The following is a 14,197-nucleotide window of genomic DNA, read 5'->3' on the forward strand; positions in this document are numbered from 1 at the left end:
AGAAAATTGATAGGTTTTGACTCCCAGTACACCACCGGCGACAAGGCCCTGGCATGGTCGGTGTTTATCTGGAACTTTGTCTGGCATTTCGGAAGTTTTATCGCCATCGTTGTCTGGAACAAGTTCAGCCCCTGGTCCAACAACTGGTGGGCCAATTGGTTCTTCCTCAATAATTTCATCATCTCGGGAATCATCGGGGTGGTTTCCACCTTCTGGTTCGGCATCGGCGGCACGGTCGGCTTGATCCAGCTGTTCAAACGCCTGCAAGCGAAGGAAATAAACGTTTTGGACGACGGCCGCGTGATCGGCCATGTCTCGGCCGACGACGTGGCGCTGGTGGAAAAAGCCGACCGGGTGGTCATTAAAGAAGCCCACATTGAAGAAAGCTTGCTGGAAAAGGCGCTTGAAAAGGAACACGACGAAACCGACCTGGAAAACCTGCGCAAGCATGAAAAAGAATAAAACCATCCCCCCGCTGGGCACGCAAAGCGAGGGGGAGGGCGCATTCGTAGAATTGCCGGCCGCAGGCGTTAACCCGCAATGGCAACGAATAGGGCAACGAGCGGGACAATAAGCGGGGGTTAAGCTTGACGCAGACCGGGTTTTTCGCGCGCCATCATCCGCCAGAATTCCAACAACAGGGTTTTAATGTTTTCCTTCGCCCGTTGGCCGGCCGCCCGCACGTCTTCGTGCGCGAGTTTTCCGCCCGGCCCGAGACCGGCGGCCGGGTTGGCGATCAATGACAAGCCGGCCACCCGCAAGCCGGCCGCGTTGGCCAGAATGGCTTCGGGCACGGTTGACATGCCGACCGCGTCCGCGCCCATAGTTTTGAAGGCCCTGATTTCAGCCGGGGTTTCATAGGCCGGCCCGGCCACGCCGATGTAAACCCCTTCTTGCAAGCGGACATCATGCCGGCGGGCGGCCCGTTTTAAAAGCGAACGCAGGCGCGGATCATAGACGGCGGTCTGATCCGGAAACCTTGCGCCCCAGCAAGAATCGTGTTTGCCATGGAGCGGATTGGTTCCCATGGCGTTGATATGATCCCTGATGGCCATCACCGCGCCGGGCTTAAAATCGGCGCGGATACCGCCGGCGGAATTGGTAAGCACAACGGCCGCGGCGCCAAGTTTTTTCAGAATATAGACCGGGAGGGCGACCGGCTCCCAGCCCAACCCCTCATACCAGTGCCGGCGGCCCTGAAAAATCAATGTTTCCATGCCGCAAAGCTCCGCCCGCAGCAAAAGACCGGCATGGCCGGCCACGGTCGTCTTGCCCAGCGCCGGCAGAAGCTCATAGGATATTTTTTTTCTGACGGCAAACAATTCCACAACCGCTTCCCAGCCGGTGCCCAGGATCAACCCGCAGGCCGGGCGGCCCCCCTTGAAACGCCGCCGGACGATTTTCAACGACTCGGCAAGGATTTGTGAGTTCATAATTCGGCCATGACCAATTTCGGCGGTTTAATGCGTTTCGTTCCTGTCCGGAACGCCGCGGCCGCCAATTCCCGCGCGGCCGCCAGGCGCCCCGCGGAACTGGCGTAAAGCCAGGCCAGCGGTTCGCCGCGCTCCGCGTAATCTCCGATTTTTTTCAGGACCATTAAGCCGGCCGAATGATCAATGAGTTCTTCAAGTCTTCGCCGGCCCGCCCCCAGCATTACGGATGCTTTGCCAATCAGCTCGGCATCCGCTTTCTGCACATAACCGGATTTCACGGCTTTAACCGGACATTTGACGCCGGCGCGCGCAAGCTTGCCGGGCCGGTCCAGCAGGGCGGCGTCGCCGCCCTGCAGACGAACCATAAGTTTAAAACGTTCAAAAGCCTCGCCCGAATTGATTTTTTCGGCCAATGTCCGGCGGGCGGCGCCGGCCGAGGAGGCCAGGCCGGCCATCCGGAGCATCTTCACGCCGAGCGCCAGCGTCAATTCAAGGACATCCGCCGGCCCCCTGCCCCGCAGGGTTTCCACCGCCTCAATCACTTCCAGCGCGTTCCCGACGGCGCGGCCAAGGGGCTGGTTCATGTCCGTGATAACGGCGCCGGCGCGCAGGCGGAAACGCCCGCTTACGCTGACCAGGGTTTCGGCCAATTTTTCGGCGGCGCGGCGCGTTTTCATGAAGGCGCCCCGGCCGCACTTCACGTCAAAAACGATTCCGTCCAGCCCGGCCGCCAGTTTTTTGCTGAGGATGCTGGCGACGATCAGCGGAATTGATTCAACAGTGCCGCTGGCGTCACGCAGGGCGTAAATCTTCCGGTCGGCGGGCGCGATCCGTTCCGAGGCGCCCGCGATAGCACAGCCGCATTTGTGAACCACGCGGCGGAACTCGGCCGCGCCGAGACGCCCGCGGCAGCCGGGAATCGCCTCCAGTTTATCCAGCGTGCCGCCGGTGATGCCCAGTCCGCGGCCGACGATCATCGGCGCCGCCGCGCCGCAGGCGGCAACCAGGGGGGCCAGGACCAGGGAAATTTTGTCGCCGACGCCGCCCGTTGAATGCTTGTCAATCTTCGGCCGGCGGACCGGCGTCAGGTCAAGAACCAAACCTGATTCCAGCATGGTCCTCGTCAGAGAAACGGTTTCGCCCAAGGTCATCCCGCGGATGGCAACGGCCATCAGCAGGGCCGCCATCTGGTAATCCGGGATATCGCCCTTGACATAACCGCGCACAAAAAGGCTGATTTCCTCGCCGCTGAGGCAACCGCCGTCCCTTTTTTTTTCAATTATCCATTGCGCAGTCATTTTTTTTTACTATACTATTCCGCGTTGTTTGTGTCAAACAGAGGCTTTCCATGGGCCGGCGCGGGCGCCATTCGCGGCGCGGGGCGTTTTTACGCCGGGCAGGCCCGCAAAAATTGACGCTGAACAAGGCAGAAACGGTGCCCAAATGAAAAAAATAAAATTTCGGAAAAACTGGTTTTCCCGCCAAAAAAACCATTTCTTTGCGTCCGGATGTTTTTGCGCCGCGGCGCTCGCGCTCTTGCTGGCAACAACCGGATGCGAGAGTAGCAGCAGCCACCTGGCTGACGGCCATGATTTCGGCAGCAACAATCCGATTCTGTATGTCGCCTTTGGCGACAGCATCACCTACGGAACCGGAGTGGCCGCCAAGGATAATTATCCGACCAAACTGGCCGGCATGATGATGCGCTCGGTAATCAACGAGGGATACGAGGGCGTTGAGGCGTCGGAAGCGGCCGACATGGTTCTGGACATTCTCAACGATTATAAACCCGGATTCCTGCTGATTTTGTTCGGCGTCAATGACCTTATCATGGGGCGCGACGAGGACGGCATTATTGACAACCTGCAATACATCTGCCAGGCCGCCGTCAACAACAAGACCATCCCGGTCATCGCCACCCTGACTCCGGCCTGCGGACCGTACCGCGGGCTAGCCAGCGGCATTGAAAGGGTGAACGCGAATATCCGCCTGATGGCCGCGGCCATCAACGTAACCGTCGTGGACCTGGAAGCCGCTTTCAACTGGAACCCCGTTTATCTGCAGGATGACGGACTGCATCCAACTGCCCAGGGGTACGAACTCATGGCCCGCACTTTCTATGACGTGGTCAATTGAGTATTGCCAGCCCCCTCTTCCTTGAAAGCAATAATTGCGGCAGCCAAATGCCGCGCCTTAACGGGAAACGTCTCTCGTGCAACATAAAGCAAAAAATACGGCAACGCTTCACGCGAGGCAAAAAACGCAAGTTATGATTGATTCAGGCCAGGAACAAAACGGCTGGTTTTCGGAGCCGGCCGATATTGAAACCGCCTCGGATGACTATGCCCGCCGGTTCGCGGGGCAAGCCGGAGAATGGATGCTCGGAATCCAGGAAAAAATCGTCCTCGCTTTACTGCGCCCCGCAAACGGTTTCCACGGCAAAAACGCGGTTTCCACGGTCCTTGACGTCGGCGGCGGCCACGGCCAACTGGCCGTTCCGCTCTGCCGGAAGGGATTTGCGGTTACCGTGGCCGGCAGCGCCGACGCCTGCGGCCGCGCGCTGAAGGGACTGGTTGAAGCCGGCCTCTGCCGCTTTCAAGCGGCTGATTTGATCCGCCTGCCCTACCCGCCAAAATCGTTTGACGCCGTTGTCTGCTTCCGCCTGGCGACCCATTGCGAACGCTGGCCGGACCTGATCGCGGAATTATGCCGCGTGGCGCGGGAGGCCGTCATCATGGATTATCCGGCCGGGCAGAGCCTGAATTTTGCCGCCGGGAGATTGTTCGGTTTTAAAAAACGGCTGGAAGGCAACACGCGGCCATTCAAACTTTTCCGGCACGATGAAATTGAAAGGGAATTCGCAGCGCACGGATTCGGAGTGGCGACCCGCCAAGGCCAGTTTTTTCTGCCGATGGTGCTGCACCGCCGGCTGCAATGCCGGCGGGTCTCAGCCTGGCTGGAAACGAAGTGCAAACTTTACGGCCTGACCCGGAAATGGGGCTCGCCGGTCATCATTAAGGCCGTCAGAAGAGAAGGTTAAATTTGCCCGCAATTGTTCAACCCGAATTCACCGCTTTCGCCGGCTCCAAAGCGCTGGTAACCGGCGCGACCGGTTTTACCGGCTCGCTGCTTGCCCGCAAGCTGGTTCAGGCCGGCGCGGAAGTGAGCGCCATTGCGCGGCCAAAATCCGACCTGCAGCGGCTGGCCGGCTTGAAAATCAAATGGCACATCGGCCAGGTCTATGATGCGGCCGTGGCGGCGGAGGCCGTCCGGGGCGTCCAATATGTTTTCCACCTGGCGGCGGCCTACCGCGAGGCCAGGCACGGCGACGAAATGTATCGGCGGGTGCACGTTGAAAGCACGCAGCTGCTGGCCAAAGCCGTCCTGGCGGAGGCAAACCAAGGAGGGTTCAAACGTTTCGTGCATGTCTCCACGGTCGGGGTGCACGGCCACATATCAAACCCGCCGGCGGACGAAAATTACCCCTTTAATCCCGGCGATATTTATCAGGCCACCAAGGCCGAAGCCGAGCTGTGGTTCAGAAAATTCGCGAAAGACAACCATCTGCCGTCAGCGGTGATCCGGCCGGCGGCGATTTACGGGCCGGGCGACACGCGCCTGCTGAAATTTTTCAGGATGGCTTCGCGCCGTTTTCTCTTTTTGCCGGGGACAAAACGCGGACTTTATCACCTGGTGCACGTTGACGACCTGACTAACGTCATCATGCTCGCCGCCGTTCATCCGGCGGCCCTGAACGAGGTTTTCATATGCGGCAACCCGGAATGCATGACGCTGGAACGGATTGCGGAAATAATCGCCCGCGAACTGGGAACACATTTCAAAACAGTGCGCCTGCCGGCCGCGCCGCTTTTTGCCGCCGCGGACCTCTGCGAAAAAATCTGCCGGAAACTAGGAATAGAACCGCCCATTCACCGGAGACGGATGGCGTTTTTCACAAAGGACCGCTCCTTTGACACGCGCAAATTAAAGGAAAAACTTGACTATACTATGCGTTACACCAATGAAGAAGGGCTGGCGGAAACGACCCGCTGGTACCGCGCGCAGGGCTGGTTAAAGGGCCGGCGTTGACCATTTTTTTGCCCGAACATTGCACAATTTTTGCATAATTTATGAGCAACATCCTGAACACCATCAACACCCCCGAAGACCTGAAAAAAGTCAGGGGCGCGGATTTGCCGGACCTGGCGGCGGAAATCAGGGAGCTGATCATCAAAACCGTCAGCGCAACCGGCGGGCATCTCTCGGCCAACCTCGGAACCGTTGAGTTGGCGATCGCCCTCCTGAGAGTCTTTAATCCGCCGCGGGACAAAATAATCTGGGACGTGAGCCATCAGACCTACGCCTATAAAATCCTCACCGGCCGGCGACAATCATTCCCTACCCTGCGCCAGACCAACGGCATCTCGGGCTTTCTTTCGCGCCATGAAAGCAAGTATGACGCTTTCGGCGCCGGCCACGCCGGCACCGCCGTTTCCGCGGCCCTCGGCATGGCCGCGGCCCGCGACATGCAAAACGGCGGCGAACATGTCGTCGCCATTGTCGGCGACGGGGCGCTCGGCTGCGGCCTGTCGTTTGAGGCCCTGAATAATATTTCCTCCACAACCCGCCGGCTGATCGTCATCCTCAACGACAACGAAATGTCCATTTCCGCCAATGTCGGCGCGATTTCCCGCTACCTCGGCCGCCTGCTGGCGCACCCGCGATACAACCGCTGGAAATCGTCGGTGGAACGCTTTGCGCGGCACAAGCTGAAAATGACCTGGCTCAGCAATATCTACCTGCGGACGGAAGAGGCGATCAAAAGCCTGTTTCTGCGGAGCGTCTTGTTTGAGGAATTCGGACTGCGCTACATCGGCCCCATTGACGGCCACGATATCCCAACCATCATTTCATCGCTGGAAATCGCCGCAAATTCAGACGAACCCATTCTCTTGCATGTCGCCACCCAGAAGGGCAAAGGATACGCTTTTGCCGAGGCCGAACCGGAAATCTGGCACGGCACGGGAGCTTTTGAATGCGCAACCGGGCTCCCCGTCAAGCGGGGGGCTTCGCTGACTTATTCGCAGGTCTTCGGCCAGAGCGCGGAACGGCTGGCGGAACAAAATGATAAAATCATCGCCATTACGGCCGCCATGGCGGTCGGCACCGGGCTGGTCAATTTTTCCAGGAAATTCCCGAACCGGTTTTTTGACGTCGGCATCGCCGAGGAGCATGCCGTCGTGTTCGCCGCCGGACTCGCCGCGCAGGGATTTATGCCGGTGGTCGCGGTCTATTCCACCTTCGCCCAGCGCATCGTTGATTTTGTCATTCACGACGTCTGCCTCCAGCAATTGCCGGTTCTGTTTTGCCTGGACCGCGCCGGCCTTGTCGGCGACGACGGCCCGACCCATCACGGCGTCTTTGATATCGCCCTTTTCCGCGCCGCGCCCAACCTGATTATGCTCCAGCCGAAAGACGAAGCCGAACTGGCCAACATGCTGTTTTCCGCGATTGCCTGGCGGAAGCCGGCCATAATCCGTTACCCGCGCGGCTGCGGTCCGGGCGCGGCCATGCCCTCCGCTTTCTCCGAAATACCATTCGGCAAGGCCGAGGTTCTGGCGGAGGGAGAAGCGGTCCAGATATGGGCTTTGGGCGATATGCTTCCGCTCGCCCGGCGCGCGGCGCAAAGATTAGAGGAAGCCGGGTTAAAAGCGGGCGTTGTCAATCCCCGCTTTATCGTTCCGCTTGACCGCGATTTGCTGGGCCGCCAGGCCGCCAAGGCGAAATGCATTGTTACCATTGAAAACGGCGTTGCCGACGGCGGCTTCGGCTCAATTGTCGGCGAAGCCCTGGCCGGCATGGATTTCAAGGGCATATTCCGCCGTTTCGGCTGGCCCAGCGTTTTTATTCCGCACGGCTCTTACGATGTGTTCTGCGGCCGCTACGGCCTGACCGATGAATCCGTGGCCTCGGCTATAATCAAGGCGTTGCGAATGTAGAAATTTTCCGGCGTTTTCCCATGAGCCCCGTGAAAACGAAGAATTCCATAGCCGCGATTGAAAAAATTAATTGGCAAAACGCGAAGGCGCCGCTTCTGATCCGTTGGACCTCCACCAATAGCGCCGGGCCGTGTTCCTACCATGTGCATTCATCCATCATAGAGCTGTATTTTGTGCGGCGCGGGAGCGGCCGGTTTTTAATCGGCAACCGGTTCTATCCTTTTTACAATAATTGCGCTTTGGCCGTTCGCCCGCGCCAAAAACATCAATCGTTTCCGGAACCGCATAAATATCAGCAGGTTATATTGTTAATGGCCGAGCAATCGCTGATTTCCAAGTTCATGTCCAGCCGGCAATTGCAAAAACTGCCGCCTTTGGTTGTGATTAGCGAGCCGGAAATGGAAAAAATCGAGCTCTGGTGCCGGATCATAGCCGGCGAAATACGCCATCCTGAAACAACATGTTCCCAACTGATCGCAAACGACCTGGAAAACATTCTGCTCGTGCTGAAACGGTCCAAACGCGGCATAACGGAAGAACCGATAATTGACAGCCGCATTCGCAAAGCAATTGACATAATTGAGGCCAACTGTTCCAGGCATTTACCCGTGAATGACGTGGCCGCCGCAGTGGCCATGTCGCCCAGCCACTTGAGCCATTGTTTCACGCAACAAGTCAAAATGAGCATCAAGCAATACCAACTCAAATGCCGCATAGCCCTTGCGCAACAACGGCTTGAAACCGACTGCGCGATGAAAATGTCGACGCTGTCGGACCAGTTGGGATTCAGCGATTTATCCGCGTTCATGCGGCATTTTAAACACTTTGCCGGCATGACCCCGGGCGATTATCGCCGCATGGCGCGACTGAACCGCACTTCATAAAAAGGCGCTTTCAAGGAAGCATCTTTTGCAGGAAACGCCATAAAAATCGCAGGATCAGCTATAGACATCCATCAGCATTTCCCCTTAAATAGCCGCAGATATATGCCATGCTTGGCTTTCCCGGAAAAGGGAATAGTGCACAATCAATCCCATCAAAGAGGACAAATCAAACTATGAAAAAAACTCTGGCAGTGCGCGGAGGAAAACCCGTCCGAACGAAACCGTTCCCATCCTGGCCGGTGATCGCCAAGGAAGACACGAAAGGCCTGATAAAAGTCTTTGAAAGCGGACAATGGTGGTATGGGAAAAAAGTGGCGGAGTTTGAAAGGAAATACGCGGCTTTTCAAAATGCGAAATTCGGCGTTTCCTGCACGAATGGAACGGCCGCGCTTGAGATGGCTCTGCTGGCCTGCGGCATCGGCGCCGGCGATGAAGTGATAGTGCCGCCTTATACTTTTATGGCCACAGCCAGCGCGGTCCTGAAGGTGAATGCCATTCCGGTCTTCGCGGACATTGATTTGGATACCGCCAACCTCAGCGTGGCGGCCGTTAAAAAGGCCCTAACCCGGAAAACCAAGGCCATTGTGCCGGTGCATTGCGGCGGCTTGCCGGTTGATATGGACGCCTTCAGGGTAATGGCCCGCCAGCACAAATTACGGCTTATTGAAGACGCCTGCCACAGTTGGGGCAGCCAATGGAAGGGGAAGGGCACGGGCGCGCTGGGTGATTGCGGAGTTTTCAGTTTTCAAATGAGCAAAAACATCACCTCCGGCGAAGGCGGCATCCTCCTCACCGACAACGAAAAAATCGCCGACACAGCCAGAAGTTATTCCAACTGCGGCCGCGGCAAAAACAAACCGTTTTATGAACACTATCTGCTTGGCAGTAATTTGCGCATAACGGAATTACAGGCGGCAATTTTACTGGGGCAATTGACCCGGCTGAAAGCGCAAACGCTCAAACGGGAGAAAAACGCGGCCATATTGGACCAGGGCCTGCGGAATATTCCCGGCATCGCGCTGTTTAAAAATGACCCGCGGGTTACCCGCCGGTCTTATCATATTTACATGTTCCGGTTCATAAAAGAAGCCTGGAACGGCGCCAGCCGGGAAACCTTTCTTAAAACATTGAGGGCGGAAGGCATACCGGTTTGGGAGGGTTACCCGCTCCCCCTGTATAAAAACCCGCTGTTTCAAAGGCACCACGGCGCCGGGCCGCGCCATTGCCCGCTTTCCTGTCCCTATTATGGAAAAAACATGGATTATGCGCAGGTTTATTGCCCCAATACCGAACAAATGTGCCGCGAAGCATGTTGGATTAAACATACGGCGCTATTGGCCGAACAAACCGATATTAAGGACATAATCAGAGCCATCGCGAAAGTATGGGAACATAGAGAGGAATTAAGTCGTGCCTGATTTATCAGAATCTCTGCATGATACCGCCGCCGGCTATAGCGAAACCGTCATCAATCCTCCCCTGGGCGTGGAGCTATGCGGATACGGATTATATCGCAACCGCCGCGCCGAATCGGTTTTAGACGATTTAAAGGCCAGGGCTGTTTGGCTTTCCGACGGCAAGACAACGTTGGTTATGATCGCCTGCGATTTGATCGGGCTTGACCTGGAAACATCAGACCGCATTCGCAAGGCAATAGCCGCCGAGCATCGCATTCCCATGAGTAACGTGCTTTTGGCGTGCACCCACACGCATTCGGGGCCGGCTTCGGAATTTCTGCGCGGTTGCGGGGAACTGACGCCGGAATATGCCGCCCGTCTTCCAGAATTAATTCAAGAAACGGCGCGCCGCGCGGCGTTTGACCGCCAGTCATGCCAGGTCCTCTCGGGAGCGGAATATGCGGAACCGCTCGGCTTTAACCGCCGGTTCCATTCATTCCAGCCGGTTGATCCGAAGGTTTCTGCTATCATATTAAACCGGACCGAATTCCCCATTTGCATATTTTCTTATTCCTGCCATGCGGTGACGCTGGGCGCGAACACAGCGCTCTCGGCCGACTGGCCTGGCGCGGCAGCAAGGGCCATGGAAGCGAACGGCTACCGGTGTATTTGTTTTCAGGGATTTTGCGGAGATATTGACCCCGTTTCCAATCTAAACAAATGGGGCGCGGGCACAACGGACGACTTGCTTCTGTATGGAGCGATTCTGAAGCGTCATTTATCGGCAATTGCACAACGGGGACAAGCCAAGGACCCGTTCAGGTTGACGGCAATTGAGGACAGAATATCGCTTCCGCTTGAAATGCCGCCGGATAAAAACGCGCTGGCGCGCGAATACGAGACGTGGCATTCCAAAAGAGAAAATGAAGCATGGCATAAATTTGTCAGCGAATGGCATCAATCTGCGCGCGAAAAGCTTGACGGTTTAGGCGCTCATCCGTATCTTGGAAATGCGCCTATCCAGGCCATGCAAATAGGCGGTATGAGTCTGATTGCGCTGCCCGGCGAAATTTTTTGCGAATACGGGCTGAAGCTCCGCGCGCAATTCCCGGCGCTCATGACGGTTGGGTACGGCAACGGCAACACCGGGTATTGGCCGGTTAAAGAAGCCTACGACAATCCCGACGATTATGCCGCCTATTTAGCCCCGAAAATATACTATTGTTTCCCTTTTGCGCCGGCCTTAGAAAATATCACGCTCAAGGCGTGCCAAAAAATTTTAAGTCAAACCGCCAACGCGGCAAAAAGATAGTTCCGTTTAAACACGGCGGGCGGAGATTTGGATGATTTCAGGGGATTGGGGTCAAGTCTGAATGGCGCTTAGTTAGGGCTTGTCCCGAAGGGGGGAAAGGCCTGTCAATAAAGGTTCATCTTCCGATCTGGGACACGATATAAGATGCAAAAAACGGTAAAATACTCCAAAAACGCGTTTTATAATTCAACTTGCCGAATTTTTTTTCGGATTTTTTAACCTTCCTGTTTTCGTCGCGACGAGCTTGATCGGGTCGTGATGCTGTTTCAATAAAACTATATTCAGGATAGTCATCTCCTCGACAATGTCCAGTAATTTTCGGTAATTATCAGAACAAGTCATGGCGGTTTGTTCGCGATCCTCTCCGAGGTAAACGAGGCTTGTTTTTTGATTTGCAAAAGATGATTTATCAGCAACATTTAAGTCCGGCCTTGCGCGTGATTGTCGGTAACGTTGATTATCGTGAAAGACGGCGTATTCTGGAGCGGATTGATAAGGCGCTGACGGTTACCGCCTTTGAAACAGATTTCCCAGACTTCGCCGGTTTCACGGAAAACATTTGAAGATTGTTTTTCCGTTGCCGGAGCGATTCGCGGGGATTTTGTTCTTTGCTTGGCATCGACCTTCGGGACCGTCGTGAAGATGGCCGCGCTTGCGGCAAGATACTCATCGCGGTTTTCAAGCATGGCACCTTCAACACCCCGCCACCAGGCGGGTTCTTCTTCCTCTGTCGCAGGCAGATTGGCCACGTGTTTTTTCAGGATTCTTTCAGCTTCCTTCCGCTCTTTCGGTGTCGCTGGTTTCAGGCGGTCTTTATATGAACGAGCGCTTTCTACCGCAAGCACCTGCTGTAAAACTGCTTCGTCCCAGTTTCTAAGAATTTCAGCCCGTTCTTTATAGAGAGGTTCACAAGAAGAACGCCCCATCACTCCGCATCGTTTTTTGAAACCGACCAAATTCCATCTCTTGCTGAATTCGTCATATTCCGGTAATTCCGGGTTGCTCTTTCGCTCCGCCGTTCGCAGATTTTGCAGTGAATTAAACCGCAGGAGCGGCAACTGTATTTGAGAGACGTAGGAGCCGCATCCCCATGCGGCGATTCCGGACGAACCGCATCCCCATGCGGCGATTCCGGCTCATCTGGCCCGTTGCCGCCCTCGCGCATACCGCGCATATGCTTCATCTCACATCATCCTTACCCAGCATTATTTTCTTGCTTTTCATCACGGCTTTTGACATTTCAGGCGCTAACAAAATTGTCAATATCCATTTTTAAAAATGGGTGGATATTATTTTTCGCCGCGGGCAGGAGCACAGAAGATTAAAGTCGCTTGTGGACGGACCGCCGGATACCGGACCGGATAATAAGAAAGGTGAATCACGGTTGTTTCAGCTACTTGCCTGCCCTGCGGCTTTCAATGGTCAATGGCAATTATTACCGCAAGCCCGAACACGGTTTAGTGCAGACTTCGCAAGTTCTATGTTTACGCCTCTGGTTTTATCTTCTTTCCCTGTTTTATCGTTTGTAAACGAGATAGCCGGCAGGGAATTGATAGCATCCTTTTTTTGTTCAAAATCGGCATGGGAATAAAGCGCGGTCATGGCTGGTGATCCATGCCCTACAAGGTCTTGGATTGCCACTTGCGGAACTCGATTAGCGGCGCATAGGCTGGCAAAGCTATGCCGCAAGCTGTGAAAACCTTTTCGGACAACCGCCTTGCGCCGGTGGACACCGCCTTCCTCGGTGGTAATAATGCCGCAATCTTCAAGGAATCTTTGAAACCGCTTTGACACGGCTGAATCATCTTTTTGATGGGTGTTATGTTCATCAGGAAAGAGATACCCCTCATTGCCGGTTTGCTTCCGTAATTCGTTCAGCAGGGTTTTCAAAACGGGATGAATCGGCAATGTGATTTTTTTCCCTTTGCGCTTTGTCTTTGACGGTATGATCACAATGCTGTCTTTGCCGATATTGTCCCATTTCAGATTTACCACGTCGCCCAGTCTCATGCCGGTATAAAGTCCAAGCCCGAGCATATACCTGATTGAACCCGTGGCCTTGGCGCAAAGGGTAACGAGTTCTTCCGGCGTAAAGTTTTCCCGGCCCTGGGTTTCTTTATCCATGGTCTTGATATTATCCCACACGTTTTCAATCAGACCGGCTTTGACGCGCAGAACACGAAACATGCTTTTCAAAAACTTTGCGTGGCCGTTGAACGTGCGCGGGGCGACACGCGATTTCCACAAGTCGGAAATATAGTCCTGCGCGTGAGTCTCGGTAATTTCATGCATGTATTCAACCGCGCGTTTACGTATCCACCTTAAAAACCTTCGCCATATCGCATCATAGCCGCGGATAGTGATCGCGCTTGGATTTCCCTTGAGCGGTGAATCAAGCCATTCTTGCCAGGCATCCGCGATTTTCAGGGTAGAGGATTGCCCCTGCATCAGCCGCTTGGCGTATTCGTTGCGCTTCGCGTCCTGATCGTCTTGCGGCATACGGGCCAGCAGGACAAGCAGCCCATTGAAATAATCGTCTGTGCTGATTTTGCCGCGCGCGGCCTTTGCCTTGCCGTCGGCAATTTCCTGGGCTTGCTTGCGGTCTGTGCTCTTGGTGGAAAACCAAACTTCTTTGCCGTCCAGTTTGAACCGGCCATAATAAAAGTCACTTCCCGGTCGCTTGAAAACTCTTGCCATAAAACCTCCGTTAGTTTATGTTTCCATCTGTTTCAGAATACAGCGTAGCAGATAAAACGGGGTTTGCAAGAAAAAAGCGTAGCAAAATGAGTTGCAAAATGGCTGATAGGTTGAAAACGGATTTGCCAAAACAGCGCAAAATTGCTGTCAATATTGATCATACTCCGGTAGCTCAGCTGGACAGAGCGGCGGATTCCTAATCCGCAGGTCGTGGGTTCAAATCCCGCCCGGGGTACCATTTTATTATTGGTTCAAATGCACGTTTAGTCCTTTATTCATGCGGGTTAAACGATATCTCTATTTTCTCGTTTTTCGCTTATGTTCTTTTCTTGCGCTTGCGTGATTGTGTGTGAACGCCGGTTTGGAATGTATCTTCTTCCGCCGGTGTGAAAGTTCCCTGTTTTTCTCTTCTTCCCCCTGATCCGTAAGGATCATCTTCTTGCTTCTTCACGGTGGGCTGCGCTGTAATGGCCAT

The 14,197-nt window shown here is 55.0% G+C and carries 12 protein-coding genes and 1 tRNA gene; 9 read left to right on the forward strand and 4 right to left on the reverse strand.

The window, feature by feature from the left end; genetic code table 11:
- A partial coding sequence (locus tag PHP98_10090; protein ID MDD5483976.1) for a hypothetical protein occupies positions 1-462 on the forward strand: 462 nt, incomplete at its 5' end.
- Between the two features lie 119 nt (positions 463-581).
- Here PHP98_10090 and PHP98_10095 read toward each other — a convergent pair.
- Together PHP98_10095 and PHP98_10100 are read right to left on the reverse strand one after the other, a co-directional pair.
- Positions 582-1,433, reverse strand: coding sequence for a purine-nucleoside phosphorylase (locus PHP98_10095; GenBank protein MDD5483977.1), 852 nt, complete (start codon positions 1,431-1,433; stop codon positions 582-584).
- Entirely contained in the window at positions 1,430-2,731 is a 1,302-nt protein-coding gene (locus PHP98_10100; GenBank protein ID MDD5483978.1) for a thymidine phosphorylase, read from the reverse strand. Before PHP98_10100 ends, PHP98_10095 begins: the two co-directional genes overlap by 4 nt.
- 145 nt (positions 2,732-2,876) lie before the next feature.
- On the opposite strand from PHP98_10100, the gene PHP98_10105 reads away from it, so the two are divergent.
- The 7 genes from PHP98_10105 (at position 2,877) to PHP98_10135 (ending at position 11,025) form a co-directional block, all read left to right on the forward strand.
- Complete coding sequence (locus tag PHP98_10105; protein ID MDD5483979.1) at positions 2,877-3,569, forward strand: SGNH/GDSL hydrolase family protein; 693 nt, start codon at positions 2,877-2,879, stop codon at positions 3,567-3,569.
- A gap of 133 nt (positions 3,570-3,702) precedes the next feature.
- Positions 3,703-4,473 (forward strand): methyltransferase domain-containing protein, encoded by a 771-nt coding sequence (locus PHP98_10110; protein MDD5483980.1) that lies wholly within the window; start codon positions 3,703-3,705, stop codon positions 4,471-4,473.
- A 2-nt stretch (positions 4,474-4,475) separates the two neighbouring features.
- Entirely contained in the window at positions 4,476-5,522 is a 1,047-nt protein-coding gene (locus PHP98_10115; protein MDD5483981.1) for an NAD-dependent epimerase/dehydratase family protein, read from the forward strand.
- A 41-nt stretch (positions 5,523-5,563) separates the two neighbouring features.
- Positions 5,564-7,432 carry a 1-deoxy-D-xylulose-5-phosphate synthase gene (gene dxs / locus PHP98_10120; protein MDD5483982.1) on the forward strand — a complete coding sequence of 623 codons (1,869 nt, stop codon included), beginning with the start codon at positions 5,564-5,566 and terminating at the stop codon, positions 7,430-7,432.
- Positions 7,433-7,452: 20 nt separating this feature from the next.
- Positions 7,453-8,316: an AraC family transcriptional regulator gene (locus PHP98_10125; GenBank protein MDD5483983.1), complete on the forward strand. Its 864-nt coding sequence runs from the start codon at positions 7,453-7,455 to the stop codon at positions 8,314-8,316.
- 173 nt (positions 8,317-8,489) lie between these two features.
- On the forward strand, positions 8,490-9,734 hold the full coding sequence (locus PHP98_10130; GenBank protein MDD5483984.1) for a DegT/DnrJ/EryC1/StrS family aminotransferase: 1,245 nt from the start codon (positions 8,490-8,492) through the stop codon (positions 9,732-9,734).
- On the forward strand, positions 9,727-11,025 hold the full coding sequence (locus PHP98_10135; protein ID MDD5483985.1) for a hypothetical protein: 1,299 nt from the start codon (positions 9,727-9,729) through the stop codon (positions 11,023-11,025). Before PHP98_10130 ends, PHP98_10135 begins: the two co-directional genes overlap by 8 nt.
- Before the next feature lie 419 nt (positions 11,026-11,444).
- On the opposite strand, the gene PHP98_10140 is transcribed toward PHP98_10135, so the two are convergent.
- Entirely contained in the window at positions 11,445-11,954 is a 510-nt protein-coding gene (locus PHP98_10140) for a hypothetical protein (GenBank protein MDD5483986.1), read from the reverse strand.
- 493 nt (positions 11,955-12,447) lie between these two features.
- Entirely contained in the window at positions 12,448-13,722 is a 1,275-nt protein-coding gene (locus PHP98_10145; GenBank protein MDD5483987.1) for a site-specific integrase, read from the reverse strand.
- 161 nt (positions 13,723-13,883) lie between these two features.
- Between PHP98_10145 and PHP98_10150 the strand changes: the two genes are divergently transcribed.
- Positions 13,884-13,960: transfer RNA gene (locus PHP98_10150), tRNA-Arg, on the forward strand.
- Positions 13,961-14,197 lie beyond the last annotated feature (237 nt).

Source organism: Kiritimatiellia bacterium (assembly GCA_028715905.1).
GTDB lineage: Bacteria > Verrucomicrobiota > Kiritimatiellia > JAAZAB01 > JAAZAB01 > JAQUQV01.

Coding starts and splice junctions, on each gene's coding strand:
- PHP98_10145 (MDD5483987.1), bottom strand. CDS start 13,722: ATGGCAAGAGTTTTCAAGCGACCGGGAAGTGACTTTTATTATGGCCGG.
- PHP98_10100 (MDD5483978.1), bottom strand. CDS start 2,731: ATGACTGCGCAATGGATAATTGAAAAAAAAAGGGACGGCGGTTGCCTC.
- PHP98_10110 (MDD5483980.1), top strand. CDS start 3,703: ATGATTGATTCAGGCCAGGAACAAAACGGCTGGTTTTCGGAGCCGGCC.
- PHP98_10105 (MDD5483979.1), top strand. CDS start 2,877: ATGAAAAAAATAAAATTTCGGAAAAACTGGTTTTCCCGCCAAAAAAAC.
- PHP98_10095 (MDD5483977.1), bottom strand. CDS start 1,433: ATGAACTCACAAATCCTTGCCGAGTCGTTGAAAATCGTCCGGCGGCGT.
- PHP98_10130 (MDD5483984.1), top strand. CDS start 8,490: ATGAAAAAAACTCTGGCAGTGCGCGGAGGAAAACCCGTCCGAACGAAA.
- dxs (MDD5483982.1), top strand. CDS start 5,564: ATGAGCAACATCCTGAACACCATCAACACCCCCGAAGACCTGAAAAAA.
- PHP98_10125 (MDD5483983.1), top strand. CDS start 7,453: ATGAGCCCCGTGAAAACGAAGAATTCCATAGCCGCGATTGAAAAAATT.